Genomic DNA, 17,238 nt, shown 5'->3' with positions numbered 1-17,238 from the left:
CAGGACACCCCCACCGCCCATAAGAACCGGAACCACCGCAGCAAAGCCATCGCATACGACCGCTGCGTGCTCACCGCCCGCCCACACGCCCGCAGATCCTTCAGGAACTCCGCAACCGGCACCAACACCGCACCATGCGGATCAAGCAGCCGCCACGGCTCCCACACATCGCCGGTCTCCATCAACGAGCCCACCGACGGCACGACCAACCCCGCCAGATCCCTCGGCTGTCCCTCGGACACGATCATGGCGCAGGACCGTAGCAACATACCCCCTGAACTGCAAAAACACCCCCACTAGTTCAGTCAATAGATGCTGCGCAACAGTTTCCGTTATGCCTCCCGTAAGGACTGGAGCGCGATCGCCAAGGACCTCAAGCCGGTCTACACCGCACCCAGCGAGCAGGCGGCGCTGGACCGGTTCGCCGAGTTCAGCGAGAAGTGGGAGTCCCGGTACCCGGCGATCGTGCGGCTGTGGACCAACGCGTGGGCGGAGTTCGTGCCGTTTTTGCAGTTCGACACCGAGATCCGCACGATCATCTGCACGACCAACGCCATCGTTATCTGGAGGTTTCGAGTTGATCAATGCTGTGAGCTGGGCTGCTGCGTCGAGGACGGTGTTGTCGACGCAGCAGCGTGAGATTCCTAGCTCGTGGTCAGCAGGGTCCGATCGTTACCGAAGAGCGATGGGGCTTGGCGGGAGTTGGTGGCGAATCGTCGGAGTTGCGCGAATGTGGTGATCGGCGGTGCTCACCGAGTGCGCGGGCGAGTTGCCGGCGAAGGCGCTGGTTTTCTTCGGCGAGTTCGCGGTTTCGTTTGAGGGCGATGTCCAGTCGTGCCAAAGCGGATTTCTCCGAGGTGCGCTGGCTTGCGGGAATCGGTGCTGCGGGAGCGCTCCGGGTTGCCTGCCGTAGGCGTTGGATCTCGGTCCGGATGTCGGGTTGGGCGTAGAGCCAGGACCGGGAAACATGGGCTGCTGTGGCCACCGACTGGAAGGTGATCGGCACGCCGGTGCGGTCGAGTTCGCGCAGTGCCTGGAGGGCCTTGGCTCGGGTCAGTTCGCGGCGTCGCTGGGCTGCGGCGATGATCCGGGCGGTGTTGTCAGGACGCATCGGCAGCAGCCCCCGGCTGGTTAGGGTCAAACCCGTCGCACACATGGAAGACACACGCGCGGAAGCTCCAGATAACCATCGAGAGCATCAACGCGCGCATCCGCCGCGCGGTGAACGCTCGCGGCCACTTCCCCAGCGAGCAGGCTGCCTTGAAGTGCGTCTATCTCGCAATCATGAGTCTTGATCCCACCGGGACGGGCCGCAAGCGCTGGTCCAACCGCTGGAAGAAGGCCCTCAACGCCTTCGAGATCACCTTCGACGGACGCCTGTCCGCCGGACGCCGATAAAACCGAAAACAACAGTTACACCGAAAACTTGACAGCCCCTGGATCTTTCGGGCAGCAGTGAAGCAGTTGTTGGTATGTTTCGGGTTAGGGTGTCGGCATGTAAATGGTTCGTGAAATGTTCCTGTCGTCGCGAACTTTGGGCAATGGCCGTCGGCTTTCGGGCAGTTGTGGCTGTTGTTCATGTTCGCGTCTCCTGTTGTGCCGTCATACTGGAACTATTGTCTCAGTTGGACAGTGGGATGGGAAGATGATCATCTTGGGTCGGAAGAATGACGGGTAATGGGGGCTTCACCTCGCGGCAGATCCGTTGGCTGCGCACACATCTAGAAGGTTGCTTGTTCGGCGCGGAACGAGCTCTCGATGGCGCGGTGGATGATTGGGTCATCACAAGGCTGTTCGTCGGCCATACTGGCGAGCGCAGCGACGCATTCAGGCTATGCCTGACGCGGGCATCGGCCAAGACTGTAATCGGCCATCTGCCGTACCGCAGTGGAGGCATCGTGATTCCGGCCACGGCCACGGCCGCCGCGCAGAGCTTTTCCACGCGAGCCGGGAGACGCAGGACGATAAGTGAGACGCCCGATGCTGTTCTTGCCAAGCGGCGGTTTGCCGTCCTTGTTGTGAGGTGTCCCGGCGCCATTGCATGAAAGATATGTGTGTTAAGGATCTTTCATTATTGGGGTAATCTTGATTCATAGGGGGGAGTCCCGCATGGCCAAGGAAGGAGAGGCACGGTTGGTGGCGGTTGCCGACGTGTTCCAGGCCGGTCTCTGTGGCGGTGTGGGCTTGGTCGATGGCGTTGGGGCAGAGGTTCGCCGGTTCGGTGGCTTTGACGTTAGTCGTTGCTGCTGGGAGCGTGCACTATCCGTTTTCGCCTTGGAAGCAGTGTTACCGCGCTCGTGGATCACGGTGCGGGCATCCAGTGGAGTGGGAGGCCTGATTCCGGTGTCTGCTGGTGCTGTTCTGGGTTGTGGCGGCACTGGGGCCGGGTGGTTGTGATGTTTTCGTCGATCATGGTGCCGGAGGAGGTGCGGCGGCTTTTCCAGGTGTTGACCGGTGAGGATATGACGGATGCGGATGAGGGTGCGTTGTTCGCGGTGGCGGAGATGTTGGAGTCGGGTGCGGCAGGGCTGGGTGAGGTGCGGGCGTTGGTGGCGGAGTTGGTGGGGAAGGTGCGGACGGAGTTTTCAGGGAAAGCGGCGGACCGGTTCGCGGACGGGTTGGGGATTTTTGATGGGTTGTTGTCCTCGGGCCAGGCGGGGTTACTGGATTTAGCGGCGTTCGTGCGGAAGACGTCGCAGCAGGTGCGGTATCTGAAGTTGGTGACGATTTATAGCTTGCAATTGCTGTGGATAGAGATGGCGTGGGCGATGCAGTTTGCGGGGGCAACCGCTGGTGCGTCGCTGTTGTGGCTGGCGGCGCGGATGGCGGTGACGCGGTTTTTGTTGACGACGTGGTGGGGGCAGTTGTTCATGCGGTTGGCGATGATGGCGGCTGGTGGTGTGGTCTTCAACGTGCTGCCGGACGTGCCGGCCCAGCTGCAGATGCTGGGTGAGAAATCGGCTGAGAAGTGGGATAGGACGCTGACCGAGCAGGCGGCGGGGATGGGGGCGTTCTCGGCGTTGGTGGCGCTGCCGTTGTCGGCGCTGGGCGGTCTGGTCAGCAACATGTTGACGAAGGTCCTGGTGAAGGGCCTGGGCGATGACGTGGACGCGGCGATTCTGGAGGCGGCGGCGAAGAAAGCGGTGGCCGAGCACGCGGAGTTGTATCCGGTGTCGGCGATGGCGAAGTTCGCGGACGCGGTGGGCAAGAGCCTGGATAACTATGCGGGGATGTCGGTGGGGACGATGTGGCTGGCGCGGTTCGGGCATAGCGTGGGGGACGCGGTGGCTGGCTCGTTGTCGGAGCTTTTCGGGGAAGCGTTTTATCAGTTGTTGCAGGGTGGGCCGTTGACCTGGAATCCGTATTCGTTGTCGGCGGGTGGGTTCGAGACGGTGTTCAGCGGTGTGGGCACTCTGGCGGGTTTGGCGTTGCGGGGCAAGCTGCACCCGGAAGGCCCGAGCCCATACCTCGAGGGCACCGGCCGGGGTGCGGACACCACCACCGACGGTGGCGGGTCCGACGAGAAAACCCCGCTACTGGGGATAGGGTCCAGGTCGCAGACAGGGGATTTCCCTGGTTCCCCGGGCAAGGACAGCACGTCCGACTTCTCGGATGGCTCGGATGTGCATTCTGTTATCTCGGGATCGGATACCGGGTCGGTGGATTCGGCTGCTGTGCCGGTGTCTTCTGGTGATGGGCTGGTGGTCTCCGGTGCCGGTCCGGCCTTTGGTGACATGGCGGGTAAGGACGGTCGGGGAGGCACGGACCGTAAAGGGGGTGCCGAGGGCAGCATGCCGGGCGGGAAGGCCGCTCGTGGTGTCCCGGTGGTGCCCGGTTCCGGGCAGGACCGGCCAGGCGCACCGCCGCCGGCACATTCCGATGAGGTAGCGGGTTCCGGGCAGGACCAGCCGGGCGCACCGCCGCCGGCGTACCGTCCGGTTGCCGGTGGCGATCCGGTGCCCGGGGTGCATGGTGTGGATGCGCCTGGGAACCGGCCGCTTGAGGTGCCTACCTTGCCGACAGCGGACTCACCGGCCGTGACCCCACATGCTTTTGGTGCCGCCGCGGATACCACGCTGCCGGAGACTGGCAGGTCCGTGTCTGTTGTGGACTCCGACGGTGGTGTTCCCGCAGGTGCTTTGTTGGCGAAGGGGATGACCGGCCGCCATGGGAATTCCGGTGTGGACTTCCTTGCCGGGCAAATGGTTTCGCATCGCCAGGATGTTGCTGTGGTGTCGCCGGATTCGGCGACACCGTCGGCGGAGGGGTCGCCGACGGCGCCGTACCTGCCACAGAACCCGGCGGCGGTATTGCCTTCGGGCCTGCCAGCGGACACGGTGCGGGTGCCGGTGCCCACGGATGTGGTTGCTCGTGGCGGGCTGGCGGAGTTCGTGCAGGGCGGTGTCAAGGATTCCAGGGGTGGTCCTGTGGTGCTGGTGTCCCAGGGCAATCCGAATGCGGGTGCGGTGGTGTCCCCTGGTCAGGGTTCGGCTCTGGCACAGGGTATGGGGCGGAACGTTGTCGCGATGACCTCGGAACAGGGTGGGCGCGAGCCGCAGTGGACGGTATTCGGTCCGGACGGATCGGCTAGGCCGGTGGCCGGGGACGCACAGCTCGCGGCGACCACCACACGCGGTGTCGGGGCGGACACGACGCGGGGCGAGCGCACTGAAAGCCCGGGCCGCACCAGTCGGTCTGAGGAGCGAGTATCAGCGTCCAGTGTGGTGGATGACACCAAGAGTATTGATTGCGATGCGGGGACGTTCGGGCGCCCGAGTCCGGTGTCCGAGGAGCGGTTTGACTGGTGGCGGGGCGAAAGCGGCTCTGTCAGCGGTGAAGGTGCTCGGTCGTTGGACGGTGGTTGGGATGCGAGGACGTTCGGGAGCCCGAGTCCGGAACCAGGCGCCGAGCCGAGCCCTGGCACATCCGCTGCCAATGCGCATGTGTTGGATGAGGTGACCGATGACGCCGAGAGCGATTTCGCGAAGTTCGAGGAGAGCCTGACGCGGCTTCGGCGCTTGGGCGAAGACGGGCCGTCCCGGAGCCCAGTGCGTGCCGTGGAGTCCGTTGTGGACGATGATGCTGTCTCCGCTGGTGAGAACGGTCCGCGACGCAGTCAGACCTGGCCTGGTGTGGGGAGGAACCAGGATGACTCCGCTGACAATGGGGCCCGGTCGCTCTGGGTTTCGTCCGGTTCGGATACTGATAGCGGCAGTTTGGTGGATTCCGCTGATCGAACGGGGCAGAGTGATCGAACGGTCCTGACCGACCCGACCGAACCGTCGGAGCGGACGGATGGGGTCGCAGCGCCCGGTGATTCCTCCCATGACAGCAAACCGCCGGATGAGACGGCCGGTGTTCGGGAGCGGGTTGACGGTGTCGATGCCCGTCAGGACGGTTCCCGATTGCGGATTCCCCGTGATCTCCGCCGGAGCGATTGGCTGGGCACGGCGCCGCAGATCGTCCAGACGGTGGGTGCGGATCGGGTGGTCGAGGCCGTGCGGGGTTTGGTGCCTGAGGGTACCGAGCCGGTCGGCATCGACGCGGTGGAGCATGCCGTGCTCAACGAGATCCGCAGCTTGCGTCGTGGGGGCAGGAAGTTCAAGGTCGGTGGTGTGCGGGTGCTGGTGCAGGCCAAGTTCGATTGGCGAGGCAGCGAAGCGGTGGAGGGAAACGCTACCGAGCAGTCGGCCACCTGGACAGCCGATCATAAGGCGGGGGCGTCGAATGCGTTCAGTCATCGGCCGCGTTACCGGCAGATTTTCTTCATGCCCGCCGTGCCGGGCCTTTTCGCTTTGGGTGCTATGGAGCTGCCGACTGGTTTGGCTTCCCACCGCGCCACGAGCCACACCGACACGCACGGTCAGTCGGTGCGTATCGCGTTGCCGGAGCGTGCAACGCCGGGCGGTGACAGTGAATACGCCGGGGCGAGGCCGGTGTTCGTGCCGGTGACGTTCCGGGTGTCGCGGGTTGATGCGGACGGGCACAGCACTGGTCCTGTCACGATCGTCGGTGGGCGTGATCGTCCTGACGCCGGCCCGGTGGGCACCACGTTGAGCGTGCCCGAGGGTTTGCAGCCCATGACGCGTGCACGCGTTGTGCCGATGCCGGGTGAGTTGCCTGTTTCGGTGTTGGAGGGGGCGACGGTCCGGGGGTCGACACGCGGTTGGTATCGGGGCAAGCCCTTGCCGGCGAAGACGACGAGATCCGGGGAGCCGCCGGGGATCTATGATCAGGTGGCCGCCCAGCTTGGGTCGCTGGATGAGGACTCGCGGGAAGCCCTGCAGGAGTTTGTGAGCCAGGGCAATGTCGAGCGGCTGCTGCCGGAGATGCGGGTGAGCGAGCACGCGGCCGCCGCCGGCCGGGGCTGGGTGACGTTGGAGACGCCGCTGCGCTCGGGCAACTGGTTCAGGCGTTTGTTCTCCAGCCGTTCCCAGGGTGTGCAGATGCGGGCCGTGGCCAAGCGGGTCGGCTACCTGGAGACGATGGACAACGCGCGGTGGGAGTCGGCTTCCGCCGGGGGCGCTGACGCGGTGAACGTGCATGGTTCGGGGCGTGCGGGTGAGGGCTCGGGGGCCTCCGGGCCCGGTGTGGACGTCGGGATGGTCACCGCGGCGGCGGGGCCTTTTGCCGCGGCCGGTGCCGGCCGTAGCCGTGACCAGGAGTTCACGACCTCGGCGAAGGCCGACGACACCGCGTCCCGCACGGTCCAGATCGTGCGCTACCACACTGTGTACGACTTGCAGGTCCGGTTGCCGGGTCGGTCCTCCCCGATCACGTTCCATGACGCCATCGATGGCGTGCACTGGACGCCGTCGGAGTCCGCGCGGGAAGCCGGTTTGCTGGGCGAGGACGGCCAGCCAGACCCGAATGGCGTGGCCGGTATCACTCGCATGGCGCTGGCATCCAGTGGTGCGGGGGCGAAGCTGGCCAGGATCCTTCGGGACTCGGCGCATAAGGTTCCGGGGCATCACCGGTGGGCGTGGCGGGACACCGATCTCGTGATCGATTTCGGTGATCCCAAGCTGGTCAAGGGAATCCCGGGCAAGGCCCAGGAGCAGCTGGCGCGGGGCAATGAGATCGACGGTGCGCTGGCGGGCACCCATTTGTCGTCCCCGCGGGTGGTCGAGGACATGCTCACCGATCAGGCCGCGTCGATCGAGATGGTCGAGCACGGTCGGGGACACGACTATCACGTGTCACTGAAGGTGACCGCGGAGGTGGCCGAGGTCCGGGATCTGGGTGCGGTCGGCGAGACCGATACGGGGGTGCGGATCTCCGAATCGGAGTCGGCCAAGCACAGCAGGGGCGTGACGTGGCGGGCCGGGGTCGGTTTTGTGGCCCGCGTCTACACGCTGTTGGCCGGCAATTTCTCCCTGGTCACCAGCTACCACAAGTTCGGTTTCGAACGGGGCACGTCCTCGCACGTGGGGGAGGACATTTCATTGTCCTTCGGCGGTGATCGGGGGATGCAGCCGACCGCGACCGGTGGAATGGGTGCGCAACCCCGCAAGCGGCTGGCCTACCGGGTGCGGTACACGGTGTCGGGGACGCACTGGCAGGAATGGAACCAACTGGTCAAGGGCGTGACGATCGGCAGGCCGGGGATGTACACGCCGACGGTTGAGAAGTTGCCGATTGTGGATGCCTCGGCCCTGGAGGAGGGCCGGGGTGCTGGTGTGGTGGAGACCGACATCGTCGTGGAACTGCCTGCGTGGCAGGCCGACCAGTTCAAAGCCCAGTTGGAGCAGTTGCGTTCCGCTGCCGTCACACCCGTTGAGCACACCGTGGTGTCCTATGACGAGGAGACGATGCGGCAGGGCCTGTCCCGGGTTTTCGATGGTATGCCGGTGGTGTCCTTGCATGGTCTGAAACATCTTCGGGAATCGGCGTATCGGCAGCTCCGGGCTCTTTCCGGGCATTCGGTGTGGGAACTGGGCGGTAATGGGAACCTGATCGATCGCGGGATCTCGCTTCACGCGGTGCGGGCGACCGCGCGTGCTTTCAGTAAGAAGTTCCGGGTGGATGGGCTGTCGGTGGAGAAACGCCGCCAGGATCAGCATGGTGTGGTCGAGTTTTCGTTCATGATGAAAAACCCCGTGCCGGTGCTGGATGGTGACGGTAATCCGGTCAAGATCTGGGAGCAGCCGACTCGGTCGGTGACCGGAGGACGCACCACCGGCAGCAGCAAGTCCGGCACCTTCTCCTGGATGAACTCCATCGAGCCCGCGATGGCCGCGGTGGATGATCACACCGGCGTCATATCCGGTGTGCTCATGCAAGAGTTGTCCCCGGGGTCGGGTAGCTACCGGCGGGAACGGGGACATACGACCGACAGCGGCCGCACCCGGTCGGAGACGGGCAAACCGCGGGAACTCCACCTGGTCACGGTGGACCTCGAGGCCACCGTCGGCGCCGAGGTCAAGACCGTCGGCAAGATCGACAAAATCGGGTTGTTCAAGGGCAAGCCGCCCGCCCGCTCCGCTGAGCGGTTCACGCTGCCTGAATCGGCGACGGTGTTGGTGGACGACCGTCAGCTGCAGGAGATCAAGACCAGGCAGGCCGAGCTTCAGGCGCAGCGAGCACACGAAGCCGGCAAGGAACCGGTGGTGACGTCCACCGGATTGCTGGAGGCGCCTAAGGATGTGGCGAAGGTTCCCGCCGGATTGCTGGAGGCGCCTAAGGATGTGGCGAAGGTTCCCGCCGGGCACACGCTGGCCACCCCGTCCTGGAGCCGGGGGGTCACCGAACCGGTGGATCTAAGTGACCGGATTCCGTTGCTGCGCGAGCAGATTTCCCAGCGACTGGGTCGTGAGGCGGCCGAGGGGCTGCTGCCGGTTTTCCCGCAGGACACCCCTCTAGGCAACGACCGCACGGCCGGGCATTTCCTGTCCAACGTGCAGGCCAAGCTCGGCGATCTCGACAACGGGGGGGCGGGCACCCAATTGCGGTGGGAAGGCCGCTGGCGGGGCCACACCTACGAACTGCACGTGGGGGCCGAACTTCTGGGTGAGCCGGAGGCCGACGGGATCAAGCACGGCGGGCTTGCGACGGCCAGCGTGGCGTCCATCACCGCAAGCAAGATCCGCAGTGCCAGCAGGGTCCTCCTCGAAGTCATGACGGGCGCGATCCCGGGTGTCCTGCTGCGCGGGACAGATTCCCCGGGGACAGCCGGGCCGGCGGGCAGCGAATCGATCCCGCAGCACGGGCCGGGATTCGGCAGGCTGGGCCTGGGAATCCTCCACGTCGCTGAATGGCTGAAGCAGGTCCGTAGCCGCACGCAGACCCCGACAACGAGTTACACGAGTTCCGAGACGGTCTCCGGTGCGCTGGCTTCGCACCGCGCCGAGGTGATCTTCGACGTTCGCATCGAGCGCCACGGGGAACGGATCGCCGAAGCCCCGGACGTTCGCACCGTCGGGGTGAGCACGGCGGTCGAGGACACCCTGCCCGAGGATTTGGCCCAGCGGTCCCGTGCGGCCGAGATCACCGATCTGACGGCATCGCAGGCGACGGACGAGGCCATCCAGCGCTGGAAGACCGACCACGACGCCGAGGTTCTGCCCGGTGCCAAGGAGTTCCGGGCGGTGGAGTTCCGCGGGCGTGTCGAGGACCTGATCGCCGCCGCCGAGCATGCGATCACCTCCGCGGGGGGCTCGGTGACCGCGGAGGCGCGCCGGAGCTTGCGGGCGTGGTTCACCCCGCACCGCTTGGAGGCGCTGCTCTGCCCGTTGACAGATCCGGAACACATCCCTGTGCCGGTCGAGCTGCCGCCCGGGCTGGGCGTGAACCTCGACCTGTATCTCAAGATTCCGGATCGGGGCGCGCTCTCCTCGACCAGCGGGCGAATCATGCTGGATGGCTCGGCGACCAACCGTTCGCCCGACGAGCACCAAGCCGGCTCGGCCAGCGGGCATGCCGTTCTCGCCACACCGTTGTTCGCCAGCGGCGTGTTGCATCCCGAGGGTGCGAAGACCTACGAGGAAGGCCGCCACGAGTTCGGCCAGGTGGGTGACTGGAACATTCCGCTCATTTCCCGTGGCGGGCACGAATCCAAAACCGAAACCGAACACCACACAAAATCAGAGACGGCCCGCGAAACGATTTCCCAGGAGAGCCTTGACTCTCCGTTGAAGGACATCACCAGCACCTGGCTGCACGGCGCGGAGTTCCGCATGCTCGCCACCCCCGCTGAGCACAGCTTCGGCAAACGGCGAGCCGGCGTCAGCGCCACGTTCGAGGCCGGTTATGTGATCCGCCGCAGCGACCGCAGCGGCGAGCTTCCGGCCGGGTTGGTGGCCGCGACGAAGGAATTCGCCAAGCGGGACCAGGAATGGACCTCCGCGAGCGACCAGCAACGCGCCGCACGTGTCCACCTGTCCCAGGCCACGCAAGTCCGACAGCGGGCCGATCGTGAGGAGCTGCCGGAAGCCCAGGCCCACATGCAGACAACGCAGCAGGCCTGGGACGAGGCGGACACACGTACACGGCACGCCGAACACAAATGGTGGCAGGCCAAGCGCGACTACGAGACCCAACTCGCCCATGCCCGCACCGACCCCGGGCTGGCGGGTGCCCCAGCCGACGCGAACCTGACCATCCGCGAGGATTCCCGGACGCGGGTGCACAACCGTTACGCCTTGTTCCCGGTGGCGCGCAAGGCCGTCGATGCAACAAGGGAGGGACGCCGGCCCCGCGCCCGCTACGTCGTGCGCGGCAATCTCGACAGAAAGGCCAATGGCGCATCGCAAGCCGGTCAAGACTTCTTTATCGTCGCGCAGGGCCTGGAAAGCATGCTTGACCTTGCACAGCATGACCGCCCCCGCGAATCCCGTTTCGGGGTCAATGACGCCGGACTGATCGCGCCACCGCAGTTTTTGCACGCCGAAGGGCCGACGCGGGTGGACATCTGGATCGAGCCGGGCCCGCTCGTGCGCGATCCTGCGGAATCCGCGGTCAGTCCGGACGGCCTTGGGTGGACCCGCGAGGACCTGCGGCGCGAGGCGGAACAGTCGAAGCCGGTCTTCAGCACGCTCAGTGCGCTCGCACAGGAATCGTTGCGGTGGCAGGCCGAGAAGGTCCTGGCGGATCCTTGTGTCCGTGTCCACACCATCTGATGACCAGTCTGGCTCCTCGACGCCACCGGGTGCCGATCCGGCACCGCGGCCTTCGCGGCGGGTGTTCAGCCCGGAGTACAAACTGGCGATCGTCGCCGAGTACGAGAACGCCCCGAACGGGGAGAAAGGCGCGATCCTGCGGCGGGAAGGCCTGTATTCCTCCCATGTCATCGAATGGACACGAGCCCGTGACGCCGGTGTCCTCACCGCCCGGTCCGCCGATGCCGGGACGCCACCGAAACGCCCGAAGAAAACCGCCGAGCAACTCGAACTGGAGAAACTACGCCGCGAAAACGAGAAACTGAAGTCCGACCTGTCGAAAACCCGGATCGCGTTGGACATCATGGGAAAAGCGCGCGCGCTTCTGGAAGGACTCTCCGGGAGCGCGGAGAACGACGAGCCGCCGAAGACATCATGACGACCGCGTTCACCGAACTCCGCGCCGCGGCGATTTCGGTGCGGAAATCCTGCGAGCTCACCGGGATCTCCCGGGCCACCCATTACCGGCGGGTCAATCCGCAAGGCCCCATGCACGGCCCGTGGCGGCCTCGCACCCCGCCGCCGGCGGCGCTGACCGATACCGAACGGGCTGCCGTGCTGGACCTGTTGACCAGCCCCCGCTACGCGGACCTGGCGATCCCACAGGTCTGGGCCCGTGAGCTGGACGAAGGCCGCTACCACTGCTCGGTGGCCACGATGTACCGGGTCGCCCGCGACGCCGGCCAGGTCCGCGAACGCCGCCGCCAGGCCACCCACCCGCCCCGGACACGCCCGGAACTGGCCGCGCACGGCCCAAGCGAGGTGTGACATCACCGCACTGAAAGGACCAGTAAAAGGAATCTGGTACAAGTGCTACGTCGTCATGGACATTTTCTCCCGCTACGTGACCGGGTGGCTGGTCGCCGCAGCTGAAGACGCGATTGTGGCCAAGGATTTCCTCGCCGAGGCCATCGCCCGAAACGGGGCCGAACCGCACACGATTCACGCCGACCGCGGCGGGGCGATGGTGTCCAAACCGGTCTCCGAACTCCTGGTGGACCTCGGTGTCCTGCGGTCTCATTCCCGCCCCCGCACCTCCAACGACAACCCCTACTCCGAAGCCCAGTTCAAAACAATGAAGTACATGCCCGATTTCCGGCTCTTCGCAGCTTGCCGGAAGTCGTAGTCGGGACGACACAGCCAGTGATCGCCCTATCGCCTGATCCCGAAGGGTCTCGGCCCAGTCTGCGCACGTCAGAGCGCTGTCCGGCACAAGTTCCCGGCAAGACCGGTGTCTGGTCGCATCCGGAGGGTATGCGAGCAGTTACAGTTTCCGGCCAACTGCGGAGAGCCCGAAGGCCGGACGGTCATTTATCGGGTCGGACTTGTACCGTGCCAAAATCCGGCGCACGGGGCTGACGTGGGGTTTTTGCTGATCGGTATCAGGCGGCTCGTCGGTACTGCCACAACGCGACGACCCGGTCCCCGTCCCGACGCCCGCCGCGCCCAGGCCCGCGCGCCTGGGCGACCTGGTCCCGCAGCTCACCCCGGGTCAGCGTCCGCTCCAGGCCGTCCTCGCGGACGAAACACCACGGCACGATCGGCGTCCTCGCCCCAGCCAGGGTGTGTCGGCGTAGTTCAGGGACCCGCCCGGGAACCACTCCGCGCCCGGCATCGCCCGCGAGCCCAGCACCGCGGGCGGCTCCGACCGCCACCGCACCCCAAAGAACTCCGCGACCGCCGACCAGAAACCCTCCAGGTCGGCCACTGACCAGGCGTGCAGCGCCGCGTAGTCCGTGTCCGACGGCAGCTCGACGCCCCGGTGCTCGCCCACCCACCGGGCGAACTCGGCGATCGCGCTGGCCTGCGCCCGCTCGGGCGAAGGCGTCCAGAGGACCTCGGTGTTGCTCAGGGCTTCCACGGGGCTCACGACGGGTCGGCCGTCTCGGGGGCACCCATGTCGACGTCCCGGGTCTCCGGCCCGAGGAACGCCCCCAGGCTTACGAGCAGTCCGCCGATCCCCATTAGGATGGCCGACGCGTAGGTGGGGCTGAAGAGAGCGCCGAGCCCAACGAGGTAGTAGGCGTAGAAGGCCGGGATGATCAGCGCGAGGCTGTAACCGATGCCGTAGCCGGTGGACCGCAATGAGGCCGGGAAGCGTTCGGTCGTATAGGCGGCGATCGGGCCGAAGGTGAGGATGCCGACGGCGAAGGCCACGGTCAGCAGCAGGACCGCGAGTCCGAAGCTCGGATCTGTGGCGCCGGCGAGCATGGCGGTAGCCCCGCCACCCACGACGGCGACGAGAAGCCCGACGCCGATGTAGAACGGTCTGCGCCCTATGCGCTGGCTTAGCAGGCCCGCCAGGGGGTAGGTGACAGTGCTGACTCCGGAGGCGACGATCAGAGCGATCGTCAGTTGTGTGGCAGTGAGTCCGGCAACCTTCGACGTCAGGCCAGGGAGGACCGAGGCGGAGATGTTCAGGGCGATCCACATTCCGGTCATGAGCACGAACACCTGCGCCAGGCTGCGTCGATTGGTCCCAGTGAACAGCTGGCGCAGTGGCGACACCCGCTTGGCCCCCGGCTCCGCGTTCTCCCACGCCTCCGACTCCGGCACCTGACGAATGAAGTAAACGAGGAAGGCAGCCGCGAGCGCTGCCCCGATGACGAAGGGGATTCGCCAACCCCAGACGGCGTACGGGGAGTCCGGTGCGCCCGCCGGGAAGATCTGCAGCAATAGCAGGGTCAGCGCCGAGATCAGGCAGAGCGCACCCGGTGACGTCATGGTGATCAGGCCGCTGGCAAGGCCTCGCCGCAGCCTCGGTGTCCATTCCATGGCAAGCGGGATCGCCGCGGTGTACTCCCCGCCCAGGAAGATCCCATCCACCAGGCGCAACAGGATCAGGAGGCTGATGCCCCAGAGCCCGACGCTTGCGTAGCCCGGCAACAGACCGATGAGCAAAGTCGTGACCGCGATACCGGCGATCGCGATGATCGTCGCCTTCCGTCGGCCGGTGCGGTCTGCGATCACCCCGAAGATCGCGGCACCGACCGGACGGCCGATAAGCGTGGCCGTGAAGACGAAGGCGGCGATGATCACCCCTGTGCCGGCATCGAGGTCTTTGGGCACGAAGTAGCTCATGGCCGGCGCTAGGACAATCACTGGTAGGTAGATGTCGAACTGGTCGACGAAGTAGCCGACGATACCACCGATTAGGGCACGTCGGCGGTTCATCGCGTCGATGGCGTTAGACGCCGGCGAGTCCTGTTGAGGGGTGTGAGCGGTCTCGGTCATGGTCTCTCCGAAGTGGACCAGGCGTTTCCGTCTGGCGGCAACGCTGCGCGCGGAAGGTGAATGACGCCGTCGCACGACGGCGATGGAGACTACGAGGAGAGCGAGATCAGAGCAGGGCTGTGAAGCCCCGGGGGAAGTGGTGCTCACCGCCGAGCTCCTTGCTGAGCTCGTACGCGGCGCTCGCGAGGTCTCGCCAGGCTGGGCCGGAGGTGTGCACGGGCAGGGTCCGTGCCGTGCCGATGATCGCCATGGTGGCGCAGATCCCCGACTCGTCGAAGATCGGCGCTCCAACGGCGGTGATATCGGAGTCGAGGATGTGTGTGGAGGCGAGGCCCGTCTCGCGAGCCTGGTCGACGCTCTCGGCGAGTCGGCGTCGTTCGGCTCCGGCGACGGACGACACGAGGCGGTCGGCGCGCAGTTGATCGGCCATGAAGGCCAGGAACACCTTGCACTGCGCGGAGTCCACCGGAAGTTGATGCCCGATTCTCACGGACACGACGACAGGGTTGCTGTTGTCCTCCTCTACCCGCGCGACGACAGGACCGCTGGCACCCCACAGGCTCAACGCCGAGGACAGCCGGGTCCTGCGGGCCAGTGCGACGAGATGTGGTGGGGCGAGATCTACGACGGCTCGCCTACCGAGGGCGAATGCTCCGAGCTGGACCAGCAGCCCGCCCGGGACGAACGCTGAACCGTCGCGGCTACGCTCCAACAGGCCTGCCGATACCAGCGAGGCGAAGTAGCGGTGGGTTGTGCTGCGGTTCAGACCCAACTCCGCCGCAGCGTCGACCACCGTCAGCAGCGGACGGTCCGGCCGGAACAGCCCGAGGATCTGGCTGGCGCGGGTCACCGCCTGGATGTCTCCCTGCGAGGTGTCCGCCCGCCGCCCTGACGACTCTGTCATCTCTGTCCTTCGTCATGCGAACTCATTGTTCACCATACGGTAGAGCCTGCATCGTGGTTCGGCAAGGCGTGAGCAATCGATTCGCACCAGCTAAGCGTCTTGCCTAAAGGCCCGTTCCATGCCACGCTCCAGCTGTTCACAAAACGAACATGCTCTTGCACGATGTGAACATCGTCGAGGACGACGTCACGGTTTCGCCACCTTCGCGCCTTCTCCTCCGACGTATCGACCGTCGTGCTCAGCCCCAGGACTGAGGAGACCGAACATGGCCTACGGACCCGACGATCCGCGCAGCCGACTCGCCGCCGCTCCGGCACGAGCGGCAGAGCCGAACGCGCCCGCGCAGTATGTCGACTTCACCGTCGCGAAGCCGGACGAGATCAGCGACGGGGGAAGCCGTACGTGGTGGGTGCGGGGACAGAACTTCGCGCTCGCGTACACCCACGCGCGGGCAGGGGAGACATTGGAGCGGGTCAAGCAGCCGGACGAGTACGTCGTCCTGTTCCCCCACGACACGGCGTTGGCCAAGCTCACCGTGAGCCAGGAAGAGGCCTCCGTCCAGGGCGCCGCGATGGTGGTCGTCCCGCCTGGGGACAGTCGCGTCGAAGTCAGTTCGGACACCGCGGTCGTGCGCTTGTTCTCCGCCGCCTCGCCGGAACTGTTGGCCCGCTGCCGCAACCACGCCGACTACGCCGAGCCGCACACCAACGTGGCCCCGTTCGCGCCCTGGCCCGATCCGGTCGACAGGCACGCGCTGCGCGTGTACCCCGCCGCCGAGCACCCCTACGTTAAGGGCCGGTTCGGCCGTCTGTTCCGCTGCAGCACCTTCATGGTCAACCTGTTCGACCCGGACTTCGGTCCCCGCGATCCCGCGAAGCTCTCCCCGCACCACCACGACGACTTCGAGCAGTGCTCGCTCGCCGTCGATGGGCAGTACGTGCACCACATCCGCAATCCCTGGACCCCCGACATGGCCGACTGGCGCGACGACGAGCACGTCCACGTCGCCAGCCCGTCGGTCGCGATCATCCCGCCGCCGTCCGTGCATACCAGCCAGTCGGTGAGCCAGGTCCGCAACCAACTGATCGACATCTTCTGCCCGCCACGCCACGACTTCTCCGCGACCCCAGGCTGGGTGATCAACGCAGCCGAGTACCCCGTCCCGGAGCAGTCGTGACCACCTCGTTCCACGAGTTGCTCATTTCGCTCGACCGGACCGCGTTCGGCACATGGGTCAAGCTGCCCACCGTCGACGTCGTCGAGCTGCTCGCCCACGCCGGGTTCGACTTCCTCGTCATCGACATGGAGCACTCACCACTCGACGTGCTCACCGTCCACCAGCTGCTCGGTACAGCCCGCGGCTGCGGCCTCCCGACCCTGGTCCGCGTACCGGACCGGACTCCCTCGACGATCTCCCGGGTCCTCGACTCCGGATCCGCAGGGGTGCTCGTCCCGCACGTCGACACCGTGGCAGACGCCCGCGCTGTCGTCTCCGCCGGACGGTTCACACCCCACGGCACCCGCGGCTACGGCCCGACCGTCCGCGCCGGTGTCTGGGGCGCCGACGTTCCCAGCTACCGCGCCTCGGGCGAGGAGATCGCCGTGATCCCCCAGCTGGAGAGCCGCGAGGCGATCGAGGCCGTCCGCGAGATCGGAGCGGTCCACGGGCTCGCCGCGCTCTTCGTCGGGCCCGCCGACCTCGCCGTGGCCACCGGACTCGACGCCGGATCGCCAGAGTTCACCGCCTTGCTCGACGACGTCGCGAGCGCCGCTGAAGAACTGAGGCTCCCGCTCGGTACCGCCGTCGCCTCGGCCGCCGCGGCCCGCGAACTCCCCCGGCAGCACGACTTCGTGCTGATCGCCAACGACGCGTCGCTGCTCGGCCAGGCCGCACGCACCGTCGTGGCCGAGGCCCGCGGTCGCTGACTCCCCCCGAACACCCTT

At 66.3% G+C, this 17,238-nt stretch carries 11 protein-coding genes and 3 pseudogenes; 9 read left to right on the top strand and 5 right to left on the bottom strand.

All coding sequences use genetic code 11. The annotated features are described in order from the left end of the window. Window positions 1-14 precede the first annotated feature (14 nt). Window positions 15-182: pseudogene (locus FDZ84_RS40900) on the bottom strand (integrase); the annotation flags it as partial. A 130-nt stretch (window positions 183-312) separates the two neighbouring features. Here FDZ84_RS40900 and FDZ84_RS23800 point away from each other — a divergent pair. After that, a pseudogene (locus tag FDZ84_RS23800) lies at window positions 313-558 on the top strand (transposase); the annotation flags it as partial. A gap of 97 nt (window positions 559-655) precedes the next feature. On the opposite strand, the gene FDZ84_RS23795 reads toward FDZ84_RS23800, so the two are convergent. Continuing rightward, window positions 656-1,111, bottom strand: coding sequence for a DUF6262 family protein (locus tag FDZ84_RS23795; protein ID WP_168587706.1), 456 nt, complete (start codon window positions 1,109-1,111; stop codon window positions 656-658). A 77-nt stretch (window positions 1,112-1,188) separates the two neighbouring features. Between FDZ84_RS23795 and FDZ84_RS23790 the strand changes: the two are divergent. From FDZ84_RS23790 to FDZ84_RS23775, 6 genes and pseudogenes are all read left to right on the top strand, one after another. Beyond that, window positions 1,189-1,398 (top strand): annotated as a pseudogene (locus FDZ84_RS23790) (transposase); the annotation flags it as partial. A gap of 335 nt (window positions 1,399-1,733) precedes the next feature. Continuing rightward, on the top strand, window positions 1,734-2,045 hold the full coding sequence (locus FDZ84_RS37915) for a hypothetical protein (RefSeq protein WP_210435070.1): 312 nt from the start codon (window positions 1,734-1,736) through the stop codon (window positions 2,043-2,045). A 351-nt stretch (window positions 2,046-2,396) separates the two neighbouring features. Further along, window positions 2,397-11,117: a hypothetical protein gene (locus FDZ84_RS23785; RefSeq protein WP_168584120.1), complete on the top strand. Its 8,721-nt coding sequence runs from the start codon at window positions 2,397-2,399 to the stop codon at window positions 11,115-11,117. Continuing rightward, on the top strand, window positions 11,101-11,535 hold the full coding sequence (locus tag FDZ84_RS23780) for a transposase (protein ID WP_168587705.1): 435 nt from the start codon (window positions 11,101-11,103) through the stop codon (window positions 11,533-11,535). The genes FDZ84_RS23785 and FDZ84_RS23780 overlap by 17 nt, the downstream gene beginning before the upstream one ends. After that, window positions 11,532-11,924: a hypothetical protein gene (locus FDZ84_RS39200; RefSeq protein WP_246868374.1), complete on the top strand. Its 393-nt coding sequence runs from the start codon at window positions 11,532-11,534 to the stop codon at window positions 11,922-11,924. Before FDZ84_RS23780 ends, FDZ84_RS39200 begins: the two co-directional genes overlap by 4 nt. Before the next feature lies 1 nt (window position 11,925). After that, window positions 11,926-12,282, top strand: coding sequence for a DDE-type integrase/transposase/recombinase (locus FDZ84_RS23775; protein WP_246869216.1), 357 nt, complete (start codon window positions 11,926-11,928; stop codon window positions 12,280-12,282). A 366-nt stretch (window positions 12,283-12,648) separates the two neighbouring features. Here the strand turns inward: FDZ84_RS23775 and FDZ84_RS23770 are convergent, their stop codons facing one another. The 3 genes from FDZ84_RS23770 to FDZ84_RS23760 form a co-directional block, all read right to left on the bottom strand. Continuing rightward, window positions 12,649-13,026 (bottom strand): acetyl-coenzyme A synthetase N-terminal domain-containing protein, encoded by a 378-nt coding sequence (locus FDZ84_RS23770; protein WP_168587703.1) that lies wholly within the window; start codon window positions 13,024-13,026, stop codon window positions 12,649-12,651. Then, window positions 13,023-14,390, bottom strand: coding sequence for an MFS transporter (locus FDZ84_RS23765; RefSeq protein WP_246868373.1), 1,368 nt, complete (start codon window positions 14,388-14,390; stop codon window positions 13,023-13,025). Before FDZ84_RS23765 ends, FDZ84_RS23770 begins: the two co-directional genes overlap by 4 nt. A gap of 106 nt (window positions 14,391-14,496) precedes the next feature. Continuing rightward, complete coding sequence (locus FDZ84_RS23760) at window positions 14,497-15,294, bottom strand: IclR family transcriptional regulator (protein WP_168587702.1); 798 nt, start codon at window positions 15,292-15,294, stop codon at window positions 14,497-14,499. A 265-nt stretch (window positions 15,295-15,559) separates the two neighbouring features. Here FDZ84_RS23760 and FDZ84_RS23755 point away from each other — a divergent pair, with 265 nt between their 5' ends. Together FDZ84_RS23755 and FDZ84_RS23750 are read left to right on the top strand one after the other, a co-directional pair. After that, window positions 15,560-16,471 carry a hypothetical protein gene (locus tag FDZ84_RS23755; RefSeq protein ID WP_168587701.1) on the top strand — a complete coding sequence of 304 codons (912 nt, stop codon included), beginning with the start codon at window positions 15,560-15,562 and terminating at the stop codon, window positions 16,469-16,471. Continuing rightward, complete coding sequence (locus FDZ84_RS23750) at window positions 16,468-17,220, top strand: HpcH/HpaI aldolase/citrate lyase family protein (RefSeq protein ID WP_168587700.1); 753 nt, start codon at window positions 16,468-16,470, stop codon at window positions 17,218-17,220. The genes FDZ84_RS23755 and FDZ84_RS23750 overlap by 4 nt, the downstream gene beginning before the upstream one ends. The last annotated feature ends 18 nt before the right edge of the window (window positions 17,221-17,238 follow it).

Source organism: Saccharopolyspora sp. ASAGF58 (assembly GCF_012277335.1).
GTDB lineage: Bacteria > Actinomycetota > Actinomycetes > Mycobacteriales > Pseudonocardiaceae > Saccharopolyspora > Saccharopolyspora hattusasensis.
Note: the sequence above shows the minus strand (reverse complement) of the source record. Positions and strands in the feature narration are given on the sequence as shown.

What these genes read in the sequence shown, in the direction of transcription:
- FDZ84_RS23795 (WP_168587706.1), bottom strand. Translation starts at nt 1,111, where the DNA reads ATGCGTCCTGACAACACCGCCCGGATCATCGCCGCAGCCCAGCGACGC.
- FDZ84_RS23755 (WP_168587701.1), top strand. Translation starts at nt 15,560, where the DNA reads ATGGCCTACGGACCCGACGATCCGCGCAGCCGACTCGCCGCCGCTCCG.
- FDZ84_RS23760 (WP_168587702.1), bottom strand. Translation starts at nt 15,294, where the DNA reads ATGACAGAGTCGTCAGGGCGGCGGGCGGACACCTCGCAGGGAGACATC.
- FDZ84_RS39200 (WP_246868374.1), top strand. Translation starts at nt 11,532, where the DNA reads ATGACGACCGCGTTCACCGAACTCCGCGCCGCGGCGATTTCGGTGCGG.
- FDZ84_RS23765 (WP_246868373.1), bottom strand. Translation starts at nt 14,390, where the DNA reads ATGACCGAGACCGCTCACACCCCTCAACAGGACTCGCCGGCGTCTAAC.
- FDZ84_RS23785 (WP_168584120.1), top strand. Translation starts at nt 2,397, where the DNA reads ATGTTTTCGTCGATCATGGTGCCGGAGGAGGTGCGGCGGCTTTTCCAG.